Source organism: Catalinimonas locisalis (assembly GCF_038039535.1).
Lineage (GTDB): Bacteria > Bacteroidota > Bacteroidia > Cytophagales > Cyclobacteriaceae > Catalinimonas.
This window is the reverse complement of the sequence record NZ_JBBPHP010000018.1, coordinates 1-21,466: the sequence shown is the minus strand read 5'-3', so window position 1 is coordinate 21,466 and position 21,466 is coordinate 1. Positions and strand designations below refer to the sequence as shown.

The 21,466-nt window shown below is 42.9% G+C and carries 15 protein-coding genes and 1 pseudogene; 11 read left to right on the top strand and 5 right to left on the bottom strand.

The features are described from left to right. Nucleotides 1–95: 95 nt before the first annotated feature. Complete coding sequence (locus tag WJR50_RS19655; protein WP_341295022.1) at nucleotides 96–3,005, top strand: PAS domain S-box protein; 2,910 nt, start codon at nucleotides 96–98, stop codon at nucleotides 3,003–3,005. Nucleotides 3,006–3,080: 75 nt separating this feature from the next. On the opposite strand, the gene WJR50_RS19650 is transcribed toward WJR50_RS19655, so the two are convergent. Further along, entirely contained in the window at nucleotides 3,081–4,805 is a 1,725-nt protein-coding gene (locus tag WJR50_RS19650; protein ID WP_341295021.1) for an IlvD/Edd family dehydratase, read from the bottom strand. Nucleotides 4,806–4,939: 134 nt separating this feature from the next. On the opposite strand from WJR50_RS19650, the gene WJR50_RS19645 reads away from it, so the two are divergent. The 7 genes from WJR50_RS19645 to WJR50_RS19615 all read left to right on the top strand — a co-directional run bounded on the left by WJR50_RS19645 (nucleotide 4,940) and on the right by WJR50_RS19615 (nucleotide 15,680). Next, nucleotides 4,940–5,776 (top strand): fumarylacetoacetate hydrolase family protein, encoded by an 837-nt coding sequence (locus WJR50_RS19645; RefSeq protein ID WP_341295020.1) that lies wholly within the window; start codon nucleotides 4,940–4,942, stop codon nucleotides 5,774–5,776. Nucleotides 5,777–5,803: 27 nt separating this feature from the next. Next, nucleotides 5,804–7,390 carry an aldehyde dehydrogenase (NADP(+)) gene (locus WJR50_RS19640; RefSeq protein WP_341295019.1) on the top strand — a complete coding sequence of 529 codons (1,587 nt, stop codon included), beginning with the start codon at nucleotides 5,804–5,806 and terminating at the stop codon, nucleotides 7,388–7,390. A gap of 329 nt (nucleotides 7,391–7,719) precedes the next feature. After that, nucleotides 7,720–8,979: an asparagine synthetase B gene (locus tag WJR50_RS19635; RefSeq protein WP_341295018.1), complete on the top strand. Its 1,260-nt coding sequence runs from the start codon at nucleotides 7,720–7,722 to the stop codon at nucleotides 8,977–8,979. A 198-nt stretch (nucleotides 8,980–9,177) separates the two neighbouring features. After that, complete coding sequence (locus tag WJR50_RS19630; protein WP_341295017.1) at nucleotides 9,178–11,298, top strand: outer membrane protein assembly factor BamB family protein; 2,121 nt, start codon at nucleotides 9,178–9,180, stop codon at nucleotides 11,296–11,298. A gap of 137 nt (nucleotides 11,299–11,435) precedes the next feature. Beyond that, the gene (locus tag WJR50_RS19625; RefSeq protein WP_341295016.1) at nucleotides 11,436–12,746 is read left to right on the top strand and encodes a prolyl oligopeptidase family serine peptidase; all 1,311 of its coding nucleotides are present in this window, start codon (nucleotides 11,436–11,438) and stop codon (nucleotides 12,744–12,746) included. 149 nt (nucleotides 12,747–12,895) lie between these two features. Further along, nucleotides 12,896–13,642, top strand: coding sequence for a glucosamine-6-phosphate deaminase (locus WJR50_RS19620; protein WP_341295015.1), 747 nt, complete (start codon nucleotides 12,896–12,898; stop codon nucleotides 13,640–13,642). A gap of 97 nt (nucleotides 13,643–13,739) precedes the next feature. After that, entirely contained in the window at nucleotides 13,740–15,680 is a 1,941-nt protein-coding gene (locus WJR50_RS19615) for an FG-GAP repeat domain-containing protein (protein ID WP_341295014.1), read from the top strand. An 80-nt stretch (nucleotides 15,681–15,760) separates the two neighbouring features. Here WJR50_RS19615 and WJR50_RS19610 read toward each other — a convergent pair whose 3' ends face one another. Both WJR50_RS19610 and WJR50_RS19605 read right to left on the bottom strand, forming a co-directional pair. Then, on the bottom strand, nucleotides 15,761–17,083 hold the full coding sequence (locus WJR50_RS19610; protein WP_341295013.1) for a Gfo/Idh/MocA family protein: 1,323 nt from the start codon (nucleotides 17,081–17,083) through the stop codon (nucleotides 15,761–15,763). Between the two features lie 12 nt (nucleotides 17,084–17,095). Then, a complete protein-coding gene (locus WJR50_RS19605) occupies nucleotides 17,096–18,496 on the bottom strand; it encodes a Gfo/Idh/MocA family protein (RefSeq protein WP_341295012.1) in 1,401 nt (466 codons plus the stop codon). A gap of 373 nt (nucleotides 18,497–18,869) precedes the next feature. Here WJR50_RS19605 and WJR50_RS19600 point away from each other — a divergent pair. From WJR50_RS19600 to WJR50_RS19590, 3 genes and pseudogenes are all read left to right on the top strand, one after another. Then, a pseudogene (locus WJR50_RS19600) lies at nucleotides 18,870–19,808 on the top strand (ISAs1 family transposase). A gap of 266 nt (nucleotides 19,809–20,074) precedes the next feature. Next, nucleotides 20,075–20,347: a helix-turn-helix domain-containing protein gene (locus WJR50_RS19595; protein WP_341295011.1), complete on the top strand. Its 273-nt coding sequence runs from the start codon at nucleotides 20,075–20,077 to the stop codon at nucleotides 20,345–20,347. A gap of 10 nt (nucleotides 20,348–20,357) precedes the next feature. Next, nucleotides 20,358–20,519 (top strand): hypothetical protein, encoded by a 162-nt coding sequence (locus WJR50_RS19590; protein WP_341295010.1) that lies wholly within the window; start codon nucleotides 20,358–20,360, stop codon nucleotides 20,517–20,519. Between the two features lie 57 nt (nucleotides 20,520–20,576). Here WJR50_RS19590 and WJR50_RS19585 read toward each other — a convergent pair whose 3' ends face one another. Together WJR50_RS19585 and WJR50_RS19580 are read right to left on the bottom strand one after the other, a co-directional pair. Then, a complete protein-coding gene (locus WJR50_RS19585; RefSeq protein ID WP_341295009.1) occupies nucleotides 20,577–20,855 on the bottom strand; it encodes a hypothetical protein in 279 nt (92 codons plus the stop codon). Nucleotides 20,856–20,880: 25 nt separating this feature from the next. Beyond that, a complete protein-coding gene (locus WJR50_RS19580) occupies nucleotides 20,881–21,174 on the bottom strand; it encodes a transposase (protein WP_341295008.1) in 294 nt (97 codons plus the stop codon). Between the last annotated feature and the right edge of the window lie 292 nt (nucleotides 21,175–21,466).

Here is a 21,466-nt window from a genome sequence, read left to right as displayed (position 1 = left end):
TGAGTCTTAAGTTATTGTTCATGTTTGGTTTAACAATAAAATAGTTATTTTCACTTACAAAAAGGACCCTAAGATTACTTAGTGACTGATAGATAATGAGAAGAACAGGCACTGTTAAAGAGAATGCAAGATTAGCTGAGCTCAGAACATACCATATTCTTGATACCTTACAAGAAGAAGAATATGATTTCATTACGCAAATGTCTGCTCAGATATGCGACACCCCTATTTCGTTAATCAACTTCATAGATCAAAGAAGGCAATGGTTTAAATCACATTACGGACTTGATTTTTCAGAAACACCCAGAGAATATTCTTTTTGTGCGCATGCCATGCAAAGTAATGAGGAAGTATTTTTAATCCCTGATTCCAGAAAAGATCCTCGCTTTAAAGATAATCCGCTTGTCACCTCTAATCCGTATTTCATTTATTACCTGGGAATACCTTTGCTAAGTAAGGATGGAATCCCTTTAGGTACTCTCTGTGTGATAGATCAGAAGCCACGTGAATTGAGTGATCAGCAGATCAGCACACTCAAGGGGCTGGCAAAACAGCTACTGAATTTACTTGAATTAAGAAAAAGTCAGTTCAGACTGGACCGCATTGAGGAAAGGTATAAAGTTTTGTTAGATCACAGTATTGATGCAATTTACCTCTTAGAAGAAGACGGGACAATACTTGAAGTCAATAATCCGGCTTGTGAAATGCTGGGATTTAGCAGAGAAGAACGTATCAATACAAACATTACCGATCGTGATATTAACAATACTAAGCTGGATTTTATCAGGTATTGGTCCAAGTATAATGGGTATCATACCAAGCTTTTTGAGACTGTTCACCGGCATAAGAATGGCATGCTTGTTCCACTGGAAATCAACGGAATATCATTTGTTCAGGAAGGGAAAAAATATATCTATTGTATAGCAAGAGATATCTCAGAAAGGAAAAAAACAGAAAAACGCTTAAAAGAAAGTGAAGAGTTTTACCGCTTCATGACGGAATATTCTTCCGAACTTATTTGCCTGCATGAAGCAAACGGCACTTATCGTTATCTATCCCCTTCAGTAAAAAATATGCTGGGTTATGAAGCTGAAGAGCTAATTGGTACAGACCCTTATTTTTTATTCCATCCCGATGATCATGAAAAAATACGTCAGGAAAGCCATAACGCAAACTTAAAAGGAAAAGGTGTACAAAATATTGAATATAGGATAAGACGAAAAGATGGGCAGTACATTTGGTTCAATACCTATTCGGAAGTTGTAATGGAGGAGGAGGGAAATATTAAATATATCACCACGAGATCCCGGGACATCACGGATCGGAAAAATGCAGAGGAAGCGCTAAAGCAAAGCGAAGAGAAATTCAGGCTTCTCTTTGAGAATATGAATACCGCTTTTGCATTGAATAAGGTGATCACTAACCAGCAGGGAGAAGTGGTTGACTATGTTTTTGAAGAGGTGAATCCCTTTTTTGAAAAACTATTGGGGGTAAAAAAGGAGGATGTAATTGATAAGCGAGTGTTGGAAGTATATCCTACTACCGAATCTTACTGGATAAAGAAGTTTGGAGAGGTGGCGCTAAGTGGCAAAAGCCTGGAGTATATCAATTATTTTAGGGAATCAAACCGCTACTATGAAACAAAAGTATACTGCCCAAAGCCTGGATATTTTGCTGTAACTTTCACTGATATTACCGAAAAAGAAAAAGCAGAAAAGAATTTAAGAGAAGCGGAAGTCAGGTATAGAACATTCATCAATTCAGTAAGCGAAGGTGTTTATCGTTTTGAACTGACCCAACCTATGGATATACGCTTGCCTCTTGAAAAGCAGGTAAAGCATCTATACACTTATACTAAGCTTGAAGAGTGTAATCAGGAGTTTCTTAAAATGTATGGTATTGAGGAAGCAGATGTGTTAGGAAAACCACTGTCAGTATTTCATGGAGGAGATGATGTACCCGAGAATGTTGCTGCAGTAAAGAAGTTTATTGAGGCTGGCTACAGGGTATCACAAGAAGAAACCATTGAGCCTGATAGCGAAGGAAACCTTCATTATTATTCAAATAATACTGTGGGAATGATTGATGAAAATAAACATCTGATCAGGTTTTGGGGTACGCAAACCGACATTACAAAACTAAAAGCTTACGAAAAAGAACTCATAAAAGCTAAAGAAGCTGCTGAGCAGAAAGAAAGAGAGCTCAAAGAGAAGAATGAAAAGATTGTTCTTCAAAACCAGGTATACGTGGCTACTAACGAAGAACTTGCCGAAAGCTATTCAAAAATATCCGAGATCAATGAGGAATTACATAAAGCCAATCAGGAGTTGGATAACTTTGTGTACCGTGTTTCTCATGATTTACGTTCACCAGTTGCTTCTTGCCTGGCCCTGATAGATCTTGCCCTTCAGGAAGATGATCCTTCTCAGGTCAGGGAGTTACTCAATATGCAGGAGAAAAGCCTGCTCAAGCAGGATAAGTTTATCCGTGATATACTGGATTATTCTCGTAATACACGCAAAGAAATAGAGCCGGTTGAAGTTGACCTCAGGCAAATGATTGATGAGATTATCAGCATCATTAGTCATGATTACAGGAATACCAACTATTCGTTTGAATTGCATGGAGATGGAAATTTAGTCTGTGACAGTATGCGTCTTCAGATGATACTCAATAATCTCATTTCCAATGCCTTCAAATACAGTATATTCAATAACAACCCCATCGTACAGATAAAAGCCAGCCTTACTCCTGAAGTAGTTTTCATTCACATTAAGGATAACGGTATCGGTATTCCTGAGAAGGACCAAAAAATGGTTTTCCAAATGTTTTACCGGGCTACTACCAGAAGCAATGGTTCTGGGCTGGGTTTATATATAGTCAAAGAAGCGATAGAGAAAATGCAAGGCAAAATTGAACTGAAATCAAAAGTAGGAGAGGGAACAACCATTACGATACAATTACCGAATCTTGCCAATCACAATCTATACATGGCTGATTCTTAATTAGATACTAATCAGAAAGGTGAAAATTACAGATTGAATAATCTCAACCTGTAATTTTCAATTTTGCCTCATAAATTAATGGGAATCTCTCTTCACTTCAGCACCTGATTTTCCTCTCAGGAAGTCAAAGTCAGCGCCCAAATGAGATTGCTGCACATGGTTAATATATAGTTGAGCATAACCTCTGTCATAGCCCAGATTTACCGCTTGCCAATCTGCTTTTCTGCGGGTTAATTCCTCATCTGAAACTTCAAGATGGAGCTTTCTGGACTCTACATCTATTTCTATAAAATCACCATTTTGTACTAATGCCAAAGTACCGCCAATGGCTGATTCAGGTGAAACGTGCAATACTACAGTACCATATGCTGTACCACTCATACGGCCATCAGAAATACGTACTAAATCGTCTATGCCTTTTTCCAGAAGCTTTTTGGGTAGTCCCATATTACCTACTTCTGGCATGCCTGGGTAGCCACGCGGTCCTACTTCTTTGAGCACCATAATGCTGTTTTCATCTATGTCTAAATCAGGGTCGTCAACCCGGGCATGATAATCTTCAATGTTTTCAAATACAACTGCTTTTCCCCGGTGCTTCATCAATTTGGGAGTAGCGGCAGAGGGTTTGATTACTGCTCCTTCCACTGCCAGGTTGCCTTTGAGTACAGCAATACCTGAACGCTCCTTAAAAGGCTCAGCTAATGTTCCTATCACTTCTCGGTCATAGCAGGGGGCTTCTCTGGTATTTTCGCCCATGGTTTTGCCATTGACAGTTAGCGCATCCTGATGGATGAGATCACCTAACTCTTTGATGATGGCTGGCAAGCCTCCGGCATAATAAAAATCTTCCATCAGAAATTTACCGGAAGGCATAAGGTTGAGCAGGAGGGGAACATCGTGCCCTAACTTATCAAAATCATCTAAGTTGAGGTCCACACCTACTCGGCCTGCTATAGCCAGCAGGTGAATGATCGCATTGGTAGAACCTCCAATGGCCGCATTGGTGACGATGGCATTCTCAAAAGCTTTGCGAGTTAGAATATCCGAAATCTTCACATCTTCTTTCACCATTTCTACAATACGGCTTCCTGCCATATGGGCCAGCACTTTGCGGCGGGCGTCTACAGCTGGGATAGCGGCATTATTAGGCATTCCCATCCCCAATGCTTCTACCATAGAAGCCATCGTGGAGGCAGTACCCATGGTCATGCAGTGTCCCCGGCTGCGTGACATGCAACTTTCGGCATAGTAGTATTCTTCCTGTGTGATTTTACCGGCTCTTACGTCGTCGGTAAATTTCCAAACCGAAGTTCCAGAACCAATATCCTGACCTTTGTATTTTCCATTCAGCATTGGTCCGCCGGAAATTACAATAGAGGGAAGGTCAACACTGGCTGCTCCCATCAGTATTGAAGGGGTAGTTTTGTCACAGCCAGCCAGCAGGATGACGCCATCCATAGGATTGCCTCGTATAGATTCTTCAGCATCCATACTGGCAAGATTACGAAAAAGCATGGCGGTGGGCTTGAGCAGGGTTTCGCCCAAAGACATGACCGGAAACTCAAAAGGATAGCCTCCTGCTTCAAATACTCCTCTCTTTACATGTTCTGCAATTTCTCGGAAATGCGCATTGCAGGGGGTGTACTCAGACCAGGTATTGCAAATGCCAATGATTGGTCTGCCGTCAAAAGTATGATCAGGTAGCCCCTGGTTCCGCATCCAGCTGCGGTAAATAAATCCCATCTTATCTTTCTTGCCAAACCACTCCTGACTTCTTAGTTTTTTCTTATTTTCAGCCATGCTAAAAAATAGTTCTAGGTTAGTTATTTGTATATTATTGTTTGTTCACAAACTAAACTTTTCGTCTCAATTATGATAATTTGAGCGAAGGTTTTTAAATTACAATTAAAATTTTTTCGTTAAGCAACCTAATTATGAAAATTTACCATACCAGATCCGGAGTAATCATTGAACATGAAGGCAAATATTACCGAAACGAAGAGCGGCCGATTGATCAACTGATCAACCGCGATGAATTGTATCAAAAGTTATCTGAAGAGATCAAAGGTTTCAAGGAAATTGGTGATGCCACTGCTCTTCTGGAAGACACCTTATTACCTCCGGTAGGCACTCAGGAACTATGGGGAGCCGGAGTGACTTATTACCGTAGCCGTGATGCCAGAATGGAAGAGTCAAAAGATGCGGGAGGGGGAGATTTTTATGACAGGGTTTATGATGCAGCACGTCCTGAGTTATTTTTCAAAGCACCCCATTATCGCATTGTAGGAAATCGGGATTATGTACGCATCCGTAAAGACTCAAGCTGGGATGTACCCGAGCCGGAAATGACGCTTTTTGTTTCTGCTTCAGGTAAAATACAAGGGTATACAGTGGGAAATGACATGAGCTCCAGAAGTATAGAAGGAGAAAACCCTCTCTATTTGCCTCAGGCCAAAACCTATACAGGCAGTGCGGCAATTGGTCCCTGTTTATATGTGCCCGCTGAGCCAATACCTAATGAAACTGAAATCAGTCTGGAAATCATCAGAAATGGTGAAATAGTATTTAAAGATACTACTTCAATGGATCAGATTAAAAGGAAGTTTACTGAACTAGTTGAATTTCTATTCAGAGAGTGCGATTTTCCTCAGGGTGCGTACCTGATGACCGGTACAGGCATTATCCCGTCCCATGATTTTACATTGGCTTCAGGTGATGAAATACGGATTTCATCACCTCCCATTGGCACACTTATAAACTTTGTACAATAAATTTTTTTAACAAATAAAATCTTAGTTATGCAACTAAACGGCAAGCACATTATTGCTGGAAATTTTTCAAAAGAAGGTTCCGATACTTTTAAGGGAGTGAATCCTGTAAATGGAGAGTCTCTTGCGGTTGATTTTTGTGAAGCTACTCATGAAGAAATTGAGCAGGCTGTACAGCAGGCAGAAGTAGCTTTTCAACACTACCGAAAAGTTTCAGGAAAACGAAAGGCGGAGTTTCTTGAGAAAATAGGAGAAGAAATCATGGCTTTGGGCGATGACCTTTTGCAACGCTGTGAGCAGGAAACAGGACTTCCTCAGGGGCGTTTGCAGGGTGAGAGAGCACGTACTGTAAATCAACTCAAGATGTTCGCAGACTTGCTCCGTGAAGGTTCATGGGTGGATGCCCGCATTGATACTGCGATTCCTGACCGTCAGCCTTTGCCCAAGCCAGACCTTCGTATGATGCAGATTGCCTTAGGGCCGGTGGGTATATTTGGGGCAAGCAATTTTCCTCTGGCATTCTCCGTAGCTGGGGGTGATACTGCTTCAGCATTAGCAGCAGGTTGCAGCATAGTAGTTAAAGCACATCCTGCTCACCCTGGCACTTCTGAAATGGTGGGGAGAGCCATCATGCAGGCGGCTAAAGCCTGCAATTTACCCAAAGGAGTATTTTCTATGGTGCAGGGCCGGACACCCTACGTAGGTATGGCAATTGTCAATCATCCCCTGATTAAAGCGATTGGATTTACCGGATCATTTAATGGTGGTAAAGCCCTGTTTGATGCTGCCGCCAAACGAGATGAACCGATTCCGGTGTATGCTGAAATGGGCAGTATCAATCCGGTATTTGTGTTACCCGGCGCATTAAAACAAAAGGCTGAACAGATTGCCGAAGGACTGGTAAACTCTGTAACGCTGGGAGTAGGGCAATTTTGTACCAATCCTGGAGTTGTATTTTCAATGAAATCAAAAGAGAGCGAAGAGTTTGCAACCCGTAGTGGAGAATTGCTGCAAGAAGTTAGCACGGGAGCTATGCTTACCGAAAAAATTAAAGAAGGCTATAACGATGGGGTGAGTAAGGTCAGTGCGATTGAAGGGGTTAAAATATTAGGTAAAAGCAAGGCCAGCGTCGTTAATGCTCCGGCGGTAGGGCATGTTTTCCAAACCGATGCCCGCACATTCCTACAGCATCCTGATCTTTCAGAGGAAGTGTTTGGTCCTTCTACCATACATGTTAATGCGGGTAGTAAAGATGAACTTATGAAATTGGCAGTTAACCTTGAAGGGCATCTCACTGCCACTTTGCAAGCCACTGAAGATGACTTAAAAGAATATCAGGATTTAGTTGAGGTACTGGAAAGAAAGGTAGGGCGTTTGATTGTTAACGGCTTTCCCACAGGTGTTGAGGTGTGCCCTTCCATGGTACACGGTGGGCCATTTCCGGCAACCACAGATTCAAGAACAACCTCAGTGGGTACCGCAGCTATTGCCCGCTTCAGTCGCCCCGTAAGTTATCAGAGTTTCCCTCAATTCCTTTTGCCCGAAGAACTTAAAGATGATAATCCTTTGGGTATCTGGCGGCTCGTAAATGGAGAAAGAGGTAAGGGAAGTATCTAATTGCGTGTAATAGGAAAAATATGAGTGATGGTGAGGCTTTCCATACAGGCTCCCATCCTCATTTATCTTTGTAATTGTGTTTTACAGATATGAATTATCATATTTTTAATCAAAAATGCTTATCGTTGGGTTAATTTCAAAATATTAATAATTTTTTTAGAAATAGCTTAAAAAAGTCCCTCATATTTTTTAACTTATTTTTATCAAGCTTTTGATCTTCAAACCTATACGAGAATTAATCGCTTGTCCGTTATCTCGTTTAGCAGGAAGTCCAGAAGTGATCAGACTTTATACTTTCAAATATTTCTTTGACATAAAAACTGTGAGAAATGAGGGTTCTGTTATTGATATGTTTCTTAACTGTACAGGCCTTTGCAGGCTTTGCTTCTTCTATTTTTATCCCTATGGACCATTCTCAGGCAAACCATCTCAAGGCTTATGGCATGGTTTACTGGACTTTGAGTAAGGAATTGCCAGTAGACTGGTTACTCAATTATAGAGGAGGGAGTTTTATGTGCCGTTATGACCAATTGCTGGAAAACGAATTGATAGTTAGGGGCGTAACCTACGAAGTGATTTCAGATGCGGAGGCAGACCAGATTACAACAGCAATAGCCAGCCCTTCTTCAAACCAGGACCTTATGCGACTGGAGCAATATCCTAAAATAGCGGTTTATTCGCCTAAAACTGCCAATCCCTGGGACGATGCTGTAATGCTGGCACTGAACTATGCCGAGATTCCTTACGAAATTGTTTTTGATGATGAAGTTTTACTGGGTGAGTTACCAAAATACGACTGGCTGCATCTTCATCATGAAGATTTTACGGGACAGTACAGTAAGTTTTATGTGGCTTTTCATATGTACAGCTGGTATCAGGAAAAACAGCGAGAGTACGAAGAAACTGCTAAAAAGCATGGTTTTACCAAGGTTTCTGAGATGAAAATGGCAGTATCCAAAAAAATTAGCGAGTTTGTTTCGGGTGGAGGATTTATGTTCGCTATGTGTCTTGCTACGGATACTTATGATATCGCATTGGCAGCTGATGGTTTGGATATTGTCGGAGAGGTTTATGATGGTGATGGTATAGACCCTCATGCGCAGGATAAGCTGGATTACAGTAAAACCTTTGCCTTTCAGAATTTCACTCTGGTAAAGAGCCCCTGGGAAATAGAGTTCTCTGACATTGATATCAATATTAGCCAGCGAAATGTTGGCCAGGAGAATGACTACTTTCAGCTTTTTGAATTCTCAGCAAAGTGGGACCCTATACCTACGATGCTTACTCAGAATCATGAGCGTACCATCAAAGGGTTTTTGGGAGCGACAACTGCCTTTCGCCAGAGTCTGATTCGCTCAGAAGCAGTCATCATGGGAGAGAACCGGGAAGATCAGGAAGTAAAGTATCTGCATGGTGTATTTGGCAAAGGCTTTTGGACATTTTACGGTGGCCATGACCCTGAAGATTATCAGCACAATATCGGAGAACCTCCTACCGATCTGAATTTATATCCCAACTCACCTGGTTATCGCCTGATTCTCAATAATGTATTGTTTCCGGCCGCTAAAAAGAAAAAGCAGAAAACCTGAAGTTAAAGCCACAAACGATACCAATTACATGACCTAAGTTTAAAAAAAGATTTGAAAAACGGACTTTTACCATAAGGTGTATTAAATGTCTTCCCATTCCTATGCATTGTAAAATGAAGTAAAACATGCTAAATTTTACAGTAAATATGAAATGCCCCTCAGATGATTCAACAGCCTTTTTTCTCAACTTATGTTTTTTTGTCGCTGCTATGCCTATGCGTCCTGTTTTTCAGCTGTCAAAGTCAGAACTCACCTTACCAAAGCTGGAAAGTATACCGTGGAGATCATGAAAGCAGTAGTTATTCTTCCCTGGAACAGATCAATCAGGAAAATGTAGACCAATTGCAGCTTGCCTGGACCTTTAGTCCTCAGGATGCTCCTGAAGGAGCGAGGTTTGGGAAATATGAATGTAATCCTATCGTAGTGGATGGGCTGATGTATGCAACTTCAGCCCGTCATTATGTCTATGCCATAGATGCGGCCACTGGTCAGTCAGTCTGGGCCTTTGATCCTTTTGATGGAGAGCGGGGTGGTGGCCTCAAGCGAGGCGTTACTTACTGGGAGGAGGGGGATCGCAACGGCGAACCGGACAAGCGAATCCTTTTTACTGCTGGCAATACGCTTTTTGCACTGAATGCCCTTAGTGGAGAACCTATTCTATCTTTTGGAGAAGACGGTAGGGTAAACCTGAACTTCATTGAACATAGCGGGGAAGAGGCATGGGTAGTACCTACATCGCCAGGCATTATCTACGAAAATCTTATCATTCTGGGTTCTGAAGTTTCTGAAGTTTACGGTGCCGCTCCAGGTCATATCCGCGCATTTAATGTACGAACTGGCAAGCTGGAGTGGACTTTCCATACCATACCGCAACCCGGTGAAACTGGTTATGAAACCTGGCCGGAAGATGCATGGACCTATACCGGAGGAGCCAACAACTGGGGAGGTATGAGTCTGGACATAGAAAGAGGGATGGTATTTGTGCCATTAGGTTCACCCACTTATGATTTTTATGGAGCAAACCGCAAAGGCAAGAATCTTTTTGGCAATTGTATAGTAGCGCTAAAAGCAGCAACTGGTGAACTGGTCTGGTACTTCCAGACTGTCCATCATGACCTGTGGGATTATGACCTGCCTGCGCCACCCAATTTAGTGACCGTAGAAAGAGACGGTAATAAAATTGATGCAGTAGCTCAAACTACCAAAACCGGTTTTCTGTTTGTACTGGACCGTGAAACCGGAGAACCCTTGTTTCCGGTAGAAGAAAGGGCCGTGCCTCCCTCTTTAATTCCCGGTGAAGAAGCCTGGCCTACCCAGCCTTTTCCGCTGAAACCTGCACCCTATGCAAAGCAACAAATGTCAGCAGATGATCTGGCTAGTTTTTCTCCCGGGATGCTTGATACTTTGAATGTTATGTTTGAAAGTTATCGTTACGAAGGACTCTATACCCCTCCTGATCCCCAGGGTACTTTGTTGCTGCCCGGTACGAGAGGAGGCTCTGAATGGGGAGGTGCAGCTTATGATCCCAGCACATCAATCTTGTATGTCAATAGCAATGAATCACCTGAAATCGCTAAAGTGCAGGATGTAAGGCAGGGGGTGAAAAGTCAAAATCAGACCGTTTATGAAATGGGACGAAGCCTATATCAGAATTATTGCATTAGCTGTCATGGAGAAGACAGGCAGGGAAAAACTCCCGGTACACCTTCTTTGGTGGGCATCCAAGAGAGATTGGGTAAGGAGGAAGTACTTAGCAGGATCAAATTGGGTAGTGGCAGAATGCCGGCTTTCGCAGAGCTTTTGAAAGGAAAAGAAGAAGAAATCATCGCGTATTTGTTTGATATACAAAAGGATGAAATGGTGGAAGCAAGAGCTGAGGAGATAGATACCTCTGCAAATTACATGAATGTGACTGCTTACAGCTATTTCAACGCTCCCGATGGAAGTCCGGCCATCAAACCACCCTGGGGTACCCTTAATGCCATTGACCTGAATACTGGAGAATACGTATGGAAAATTCCTTTGGGAAATTATCCTGAATGGCAAGGCGAAGGTGATCCTCCTACGGGAACGGATAACTGGGGCGGGGCAGTGGTCACTGCAGGTGGTCTGGTCTTCATTGCCGCTACGAGAGACCAAAAGTTTAGAGCTTTTGACAAATTAACCGGAGCACTATTATGGGAATATACATTACCGGGAGGAGGCTATGCGACCCCGGCAAGCTATATGCTGGATGGAAAACAATACATTGCTATATCGGTGACAGGAAGTAAAGAAGAACCCAGTGGCTACATACTTGCTTTTGCACTGCCTGACTGAAAAGAGTAGTCCAAAGCATTTCAGCGGGTGAAAAATTTATTTGAACAGTGTTCACAGGCAGTTTTTCTGGATTAGAATAAGTATTTTAAGCATTCCTATGGTTGTATGTCAAATACAAGCTTAAACCTATTCTATTCATGAAAAAAAATCGTAGAAAGTTTCTTAAAATCAGTGGTTTGGCAAGTTTATCAGGAGGGGCAGTACTGAATAGTTTTGCTTCATCTCATGAACGTCATGATAAGTCAGCACAACACTCTACCATGAAATATGATCAGCATAAAACTGATCCTTCCATTGTTATGGAGGGAGATGTCAGCATTATCGGTTTATATGGTCCCTGGGCTACCTCAAGTCAGGAAAAGCAATTGCCTGCCTTTTCCTACAGAAAGCAGACATGGAAAGACTTGCAAACATGGCAAAATGCAGCTCAAGAACGATTCACCGAACGTTTAGCGCTTCCTGACATTGGTGGCCTCCCCGAAGTAAAGGTCAATAAGCAGTACACTTACGACGGTTTGCACATTGAAGAGTTAAGCTGGCAGCTACCCTATGGACGTCCGACTGAGGCTATATTGCTTAAGCCTGAAGATGCAACAGGGGCCCTGCCAGCGATTCTGGCATTTCATGATCACGGCGGAAACAAATATTTTGGCAGAAGAAAAATTACCCGAACCTCTGATCAGCAACATCCTCTGATGGATGCACATCAGCAACATTATTATGAAAATATGGCCTGGGCAAACGAAATCGCCAAACGTGGCTATGTGGTTCTGGTACCTGATGCTTTTCCATTTGCCAGTCGCCGGGTGATGATGCAGGATGTGCCTGAGCATATGCGACAGGGGCTGAATGATGTTGACCCAGAAAACCCTAACAATATTGAAGCTTACAATCGCTGGGCTGGGGAGCATGAACATGTAATGGCCAAATCTCTTTTTAGTGCCGGTACCACCTGGCCGGCGGTATTTCTGGCCGAAGATCAGAAAGCACTGGATATACTTTGCGCCCGAGAGGATGTGGACGAAGAGCGTGTAGGCTGCGGTGGGCTGTCTGGTGGTGGAATGCGTACCGTGTTCATGGGTGGTTTTGATTCCAGAATCAAATGTGCGGTTTGTGTGGGTTTTATGACAACCTGGAAGGATTTTGCCTTGCATAAATCTTATACCCACACCTGGATGACCTACGTGCCTTTACTACCCAATGAACTGGAATTCCCTGAGATTCTGGGCTTACGTGTACCTCTTCCCACCCTGGTATTGAATGATGAAGATGATCAGTTGTATACTTTGCCTGAGATGAAGGCAGCGGATAAAATTCTAGCTGATGTTTACCAAAAAGCAGGCGCTGAAGATCATTACCGATGTTCTTATTATCCTGGCCCTCATAAATTTGATGTACCGATGCAGAAAGAAGCTTTTGACTGGTTTGATCGCTGGCTAAAAAGTTAAACCAGAAACCGATAAAGTTAATGAGCATGAGTTTTTGAAAAAAGTATTCTATAAAACCCACTAATTTTTTTGAGCATAGTCACTATTTCAGCATACAGAAATATTTGTTTCTCATGCTTAGACTTCATTATGTACAATAATGCTTCATCATGATTAAAATTGAAATATCTACTACTAAAAAAGAAATGGGGGAGAAGGCAGCCGAGGACGCTGCTCAAAAAATAAAGCAGGCTATAAAGGAAAAAGGTTCTGCCCATATTATTCTGGCTACTGGTGCCAGCCAGTTTGAAACCTTGAAACATCTGGTAGGTAAACCCGAAATTGACTGGTCAAAAGTAGTTATGTTTCATCTGGACGAATATGCTGGCATGTCCGATAACCACCCTGCCAGCTTCAGGAAATATTTACAGGAACGTTTTGTAGAAAAAGTGCCTGCTTTGAAAGAAGTACATTACATAGAAGGAGACAGTCAGGATTTACGACAGGAATGTAGAAGGATAGGTGATATTATTTTGCAACACCCCTTAGATGTAGCATTAGTGGGTATTGGGGAAAATGCACACCTTGCCTTCAATGATCCACCCGCTGACTTTGATGAGGAAGCACCCTATATACTAGTGGACTTGGACGAAGCATGCCGCAGGCAGCAGATGGGCGAAGGCTGGTTTGATAGCCTGGAGGAAGTCCCCAAAAAGGCAATAAGTATGTCAGTGAAGCAGATTATGAAGTCAAAAAGTATAGTCTGTTCTGTGCCTGATCAGAGAAAAGCAGAAGCTGTAAAAAATTGTCTGGAAAAAGATATTTCTAATATGTATCCTGCATCCATTCTGCAAATGCATCCCGATTGTACATTGTATCTGGATACTGAATCTGCTTCATTACTTTCCAGCAGTTAAAAATAGTTCCAACCTACTATTTAATGTATAAAGCAATAACAAAATGCTAAAAACAACCTCAAACTACCTTATTTATCTCTCAATACTCTTTTTTTACATGGCATGCAGTAGCCAGGGAAGTGTAGAAATAGCTGAAGATGTGCAAAATCCTCCTGAGGAATTTAGACTGCTAAACTATAATAACCCTGATCTTACAGTGGATCTGGGGGTAGGCTTATGGGCCTGGCCTTTGCCCATGGACTATGACGAAGACGGAGATATGGATATGCTGGTCTCCTGTCCGGATACTCCCTTTAATGGCCTGTATTTTTTTGAAAACGATGGAGACACTGTGGAAGGAATGAGCAGTTTTAAACCTCCTGTTAAAATCGGTCCGAGTGTTAGAAACATTCAGCTCTCTTATGTCAATGGAGAACCAAAGGTGATGGCTCCGGGAGTAGAATATCAGAACTTCAGAGATGCAACGCTGAATTCTGTGGATACTCTTTTTGATGCCGAGCTATTAGAAGGGCAACATGAAAAAATCAGGTTCAGCCAATGGAAATATGTAGACTATGAAAATGACGGTGACCTGGATATCATCGTAGGGATTGACGAATGGGGGGAATATGGCTGGGACAATGCCTTTGATGAAAAAGGTAACTGGACCAATGGACCACTGCACGGCCATGTTTATCTGCTAGAAAATGTGAATGGCAAGTATGAAAATAAAGGTAAACTGCAGGCTGCGGATAAGCCACTGGATGTCTATGGCGCCCCTTCTCCCAATATGTATGACTTTGATGGTGACGGCGATCTGGATCTCATCTGCGGAGAGTTTTTAGATAAGCTGAGCTGGTTTGAGAATACCGGCACCAGAGAAAATCCAGTCTACGCGGAAGGTAGAATGCTGAAAAATGCTGAGGGTATCATCAAAATGGATTTGGAGATGATCATTCCTGTAGGAGTAGATTGGGATAAAGATGGCGATATGGATTTGGTCATTGGTGATGAAGATGGTAGAGTAGCCCTGATAGAAAATACAGGTGTCCTAAATGTCAATATGCCAGTGTTTGAGTCACCAGTATACTTCAAGCAGCAGGCTGAGCATGTGAAGTTCGGAGCATTGGTCACACCTTACAGTGTGGATTGGGACAATGATGGAGATGAAGACCTAATCTGTGGTAATTCTGCCGGTTATATTGGTTTTATTGAGAACCTGGATGGAGGTAGCCCTCCTCAGTGGGATAAGCCAAAACTACTGGAGGCAGAAGGAGAAACCATACGGATCATGGCAGGAGAGAACGGGTCTATACAAGGGCCAGCAGAAGCCAAGTGGGGCTATACTACTTTGTCAGTAAATGATTGGGATGGTGATGGTTTACTGGATATAATCGTCAATTCCATTTGGGGAAAAGTAGAGTGGTATAAAAATATAGGGAGTAAGAATAGCCCCAGACTGGCTAATGCTCAACCTGTCAAAGTACAATGGGAGCAAAGCCCACCTAAACCGGCATGGAACTGGTGGAACCCTGAAAGTGATCAACTTTCTACCCAGTGGCGCACCACTCCGGTGACTACCGACTGGGATGAAGATGGCCTAATGGATTTGATGATGCTGGACCATGAAGGCTATCTGGTACTGTTTGAACGTTTTGAAAAAGGAGATGAATTATTTTTGCAGCCTGGTAAAAGAGTATTTTATGGAGTCAATGGATCTGGTTTTGACGCGAAGCATGGCGTAAAAGATAGTACCGCCGGAGTACTCAGACTCAACGTAAATCCTTACGGAAGCAGTGGGCGGAGAAAGCTTGCAGTGGTAGACTGGGATGGAGATGGTGATAAGGATCTGCTGGTCAACAGTTTGAATGTTTCATTAATGGAAAATCTGGGTGTGGAAGATGGCATGGTAAACTTTAGAAATGTGGGTACGCTGGCTGAAAAAAAACTGGCAGGACATACCACCAGCCCAACCATAGTAGATTGGGATAAAGATGGAAAACCAGCATTGCTGCTAGGAGCAGAGGATGGCCATCTCTACTATCTGAGCGATGAATAGTATTAAGTATTCATGGAAGGAGTACTCAGAGAATAAGGATAACTCCTTTCATGAAAAATAATTAACCGTTGAGCTGAAAATTATAGAACCTTAGTTTGTCCGGGAACAGGGATAGGGTAAAGGCCATCCGGGCCAGGCAACACGGGAGGATCCGCATCCCAGGCGAACCTTTCGGGCAGTATACTTAGGTCTGACTGTAGCGCCTCATCCCACTGTATCATCTGGCCTGAATGGGCAGCCATTCGGCCCATAATAGTCATCATACTGCTTTTTGCTGCCCATTCTGTATCATTGATAGGCGTGCCTTTTCTTATTGCTGCAAAAAATTCATCATGTTCCTGCTGATAAGGATTTATTTCTTTCAACCCTCTGGTTCTCCAAAGCGATTTACCTTTCATATCTACTAATCCTTTCTCCACATCTCCTGAGCCTTTGGTACCCTGAAAAAATGATCCTCCTTTGTTGTAAGTGCCGTCAATGGTGCGAATCTGACTATGCAGTTTGCTCCCATCCGCATATTCATACTCAATGTAAAAGTGATCAAAGATGTCTCCTTTCTCTGGCCCATGATATACTGCCCGTCCGCCCATGCCTTGCGCATTGATGGGGTAGGCGTCTTTTACCCAGTTGACTATATCAGTATTGTGGATTTGTAAGCCTGCCGGTGATCCTGCCCACAGCCAGCAGAAATACCGCCAGTTGCGCATCTGGTATTCCATTTCAGTCTGACCCGCCTCTCGGGGAACCAGGTTCACATGTCCTATCATATAGTAGCAGGTAGAAGAAATGATGTCACCAAGGGCTCCATCTTTTAAGCGGCCAACAAATTCCTGGTAAACAGGATCATAACGGTTCTGTAAACCTACTACCACGCTCAGGTTTTTCTTTTTAGCCTCCTTGCCAGCAGCCAGTATCTTGCGGATACCCGGTGCATCAGAAGCCAGGGGCTTTTCCATAAAGACATGCTTACCGGCATTGATGGCTTCTTCAAAATGCAATGGGCGAAAGGCAGGAGGAGTGGCCAGAAGGACTACATCGGCGAGAGCGATGGCATTTTTGTAGGCCTCAAAACCCACAAATTTATGTTCCTCCGGTACCTCTACTTTCCCTTTTACATTGTCAATTTTCTTAAGATTGTCGTAAGTCTCATCCAGCCTGTCACGGAATGCATCAGCCATAGCAACCAGTTTTACATTTTCATCGGCACTCAAAGCCTGCACAGCAGCGCCTGCCCCTCGCTTGCCACATCCTATAAGCGCTACTTTCAAGGTATCACCACCACTCACAAAGGCACTGGCTTCTACAGGAAGCTGATAAAGCATCGCTCCCCCTAAAGCTGCAGAAGTAGCTTTCATAAAATGACGACGGCTGGCATTATTGTTTTTAGATATATCTTCAGTCATGTTTAGCTTGTATTAAATATTAGTCATGATGCCATAACTTCTTTTTTCCTTCCATTTTCCTCTGGTAAAGTCAGGAAACTTTACGGGTATGCTCCCTAGTTCCACGGAAACTTTGGAAAGCGGTGTCACCACCGACCAGTTGACGCCATCATACACATCCATGTCCAGAGGCAGTCCTTTGTTGAGGCAGTCGATCAGACGATAAGTCTGGAGAAAATCCATGCCTCCATGCCCACCGTTTTTCTCTATTTCACTTTTCAGGCTGTTCCAGATAGGGTGTTTGTAGCGTTCTCTCATCTCATTGTACTTAGACTCAGCTAACCACTCATGCCCTTCTCCTTTAATAGACAGACGGCTGGGATAGCCTTCATGGTAGGCTTGGGTACCCGCCAGGGCATTAATCCTGCTGTAAGGACGAGGCGTTACCACATCATGCTGCACCAGAATGGTTCTGCCTTTTGCGGTTTTGATCAGCGAATTGTTCATATCACCGTGGGCAAAATCATCACGATTGTAGAACACATTATCTTTTTCCAGAGTAAGACTTTCTTCATGCAGCGACTCCTGTATGCTGCTCATGGAAACCAGATGGGCAAAGCTATCGCCCCGACCGATGTCCATATATTGCGCTACCGGTCCTAAGCCATGGGTGGGGTACAGATTGCCATCATGATTGAGGTGCTGGTATCCTCTCCACTGCTGGTAGTAAGTTTCTTTGTTGAGCAGTTGATCTGCCAGATTGTGGATGTAAGCGGCTTCGCCATAGGTAAGAGTGCCAAATACTCCCTGGCTCACCATGTTCAGTATCCAGAGTTCTTCGTCACCGTAGCACACATTTTCCAGCATCATGCAGTTGCGCTGAGTTTCTTCGGCAGTGTTGACCAGTTCCCAGCAGCCATCCAATGAAATGGCAGCAGGAACTTCAACCGCTACATGTTTGCCCTGCTCCATGGCATATACACACATAGGCACATGCAGATCCCAGGGGGTGGCAATCAGCACCAGGTCAATGTCATCTCGTTTGACCATTTCTTTCCAGGCATCTTCGGTACCCGTATATACTGCTGGCTTTTGTTTGTGTTTGTGCTCTTTCAAAAAAGTCATGGCCGCCTCTGTCTGCTGCTCCCGAATATCACAGATGGCAGTAATTTTAGCTTTAGGATACACTGCCTGCATTTGCCGGATATGGCCTGAGCCACGATTCCCTAAACCTATGATTCCAACATTCACCTGCTCAATAGGGTCCACTTTCAGGCCCATTACTGATGTGCCTCTCTTGGGGCTGCTATCCGTCAGGGCAGCCAGCTTTTCTGTAATATTGGCTTTGGAGTAACCCCCTGATTGGGGTAAGCCCAGGAATGCACTGCTCAAAGCAGATAGTTTGAGGAATTCTCTTCTGTTTTTGCCAGACATAGGAAGTTGTATTTTGCTGATTATAATTCAAAGTGAAATGTTTCAATCTAATGAATATTAGACTAAAAAGCACTAATGAGCTATTGTAGTATGTCTTCTAGCTTGAAAAGCTTATTGATAAAATAGAGATTATGGGCTCAGATTGCTCCTTATTTTATCCTGGAGAAATAATCATTGGAATAAAGTTGATTTGAAGACTGAATATTATTTGCTTGATAACAATTTCAGCTAATAGGATAATAACTAAACACTTTTCAGTCAAATTCCAGGTTGATCGCACCAAAATAGCTGTATTGTATTAGATTGAGATATGGAGTACCAAGAATTTTTCTCAGAAGTAGCAGATTTTCGTGTGCAGGGTTGATGTCTTCATTTGTTAGAAGATACCCTGATGCTGAGCCTATGTGCCGTGATATGCGGTGCCGAGGATTATGAAGACATAGAAAACTATGGCAAACAGAAGGAAGGTTTCTTACGAGGGTTTCTCAAACTTCCCAATGGTATACCTTCTCACGACACGATAGATAGAGTATTTCGATACGTAGACCCCTGCTCGCTGTCATCAGCTCTTTATCGTTGGTCATCAGAATTATTAGACTTTCTTTCTTCTTAACAAATCAATGTAGACGGGAAGGTACTTCGGGGCGCGGCAGAGGCCGGTAAGAGAACCAGTGGCCTGTGCTTGGTAAGTGCTTGGGTAGCCGATCAGGAGCTTAGTTTGGTGCAGGTAAAGGTAGATGAAAAATCTAATGAGAAAACAGCCATTCCAGCACTGTTAAACGATTTGGACTTAGAAAATGCCGTGGTGAGTATAGAGGCGGCGGCCTGTAATTCATCTATAGCCGACCAGATTGTAGCGGGGCAAGGAGACTATCTACTGGCCCTGAAAAAGAATCAGAAGACACTTTACGAGCAGGTTAACTCAGAAGTATTGCGACAAGAAGTAGAACTAGAAAAGGATGTAAGGGAAGATTTTGGTAGCGGACGTATTGAGAAAAGAATCTGCTATGTACTGAAAGACCTACAGTTTATAGAGGCGTTAGATGATTGGACGGACGTTAAGGCAGTAGTGATAATTGAGGCGCAACGCGAGAAAAACAAAAAAGTAACATGGAAGACTCGCTATTATCTGAGTAGCTTGACTAAGAGTGCTGCTGAATTTAACCGTTTAGTAATAAACCATTGGGCTATTGAAAATCAATTACATTGGCAATTAGATGTTAGTTTTAAAGAAGATCAAAGCCGTACACGGAAGAACAATGCCCCAGAAAATATGGCTATGCTGAGAAAAACCAGCCTTACAGGCACTTAAACAAGTCAATGACAAACAAAGCATAAAAAGCCGTAGGAAAATAGCCGGATGGAATAACGATTACCTCATCCAAATTCTTCATAAACTGTGTTTTTAAGTGGGATTAACCTGGTCAAATTCTTTATTACTACAGTTAACAACTTTTTTATCAACTGACAAATACTTCTCAAATAATAATAAAGTTCTTTACTCTTATTGTCAAAGCTACATTTCAATAGATAAGTACTGCGACAAAATTATTTGGTCAATAGTTTTGTCGATTAAGTATGAGTAGGAAGAAGAGATTAGTAGAGGCATTAACCGATACGGAGCAATGCACACTGGAACAAGGCTTTAAGTACGGTCCTGCCCCCGATTTTCGTCAGCGTTGTCAAATTTTACTGTTGAGTCATAAAGGGTATGAGGTTAAGCAAATCATAAACATGCTAGATGTATCTCCACACACTGTGTATAGTACGATGAAATCCTGGAGAGAAGATTGTCAGTGGCCTGATCAGGAAAAAGGGGCAAGGCAGGAAAGCTACTTTGCAGGAAGATAATGCCCGGCATATGGAAGTTATGCATAAAGCAGTGGAGAAACACTCTCAGAACAGCGGGCTGATCTTAGAGGAATTATACGCTGAGTTGGATATAGCTCCCATGAGCAAGCGGAGCTTGCAACGGTTTTTAAAAAAATTGGCTACCGATGGAAGCGGTTCAGAAAACGGATGAAGAAGAAGCCATCAGAGGCTGAAAAGCGGCGAAAAACAACAGAAATAAAGGCATTGCTTATGCTGGCAGAAAAGGAGTTAGTAGATGTTTATTTTGGGGATGAAGCAGGATATAATCTGACACCTTATGTTGCCTTATGGTTGGCAGAAAAAATGCAAGCGAGTATTTATAATTTTTGTCATATTTTCGGTTGTTTCTCACGGTGGCAAATATGCGTAAGCCCAGTTTGTTTCTTACGGCATTGATTACTGACATTTTGTTCTTCCCCTGGGCTACTTTGCGTTGATAATAATCGCGTAATTCTTCACAATGGTTGATCGCCGAGAGCGCAGACATATGCAGAAGAGTTTTGACTGTTTTATTAGCCAAGTGAGACACGCGGTCCTTGCCCCCTGATACTAGTGCCTGATCGGTGCTGGAAGGGTACAACTCCAGCATAGCAAGCGTACTTTTTGGCATCAGTGAAGGCCTTAAACTCATTAGTGGTGATGATTACTTCTCTGGCTGTCACTGTTCCAATGCCCTCTACGCTGGTAACCAGATTGAACAACCTGTTGAGTTCCTCGTCCGAGCGGATCAGTTCATCCAGTTGCTTGTTGACCTGGACCAGGTCTTTCTCTAAAGCCTTTAGTGAGTGCTGACAGCACCGTTGCATTTTCTTTTGCAAAGCTTTACCTAAAAATTCCCCACTCTCTTGCAGTAAGGACTTAAGCTGCTTTTTAGCATTGATGAGCCGGGTGCGAAGGGCTGTCAGTGTTTTGAGTTCTTTGATGATCGGACGCGTAGCTTGCCAAAGCTTTACACTGTCTTGGTTCCTATATGCATAAAAGGCAATACGTTCCGCATCTACTTTGTCATCGGACGCCGAGCGATTTCTATGGATTAAGCAAGCACCGGTATATAGTTTTTTTCATATTTCCGGTTATCTCTAACACAAGCGAAAATCC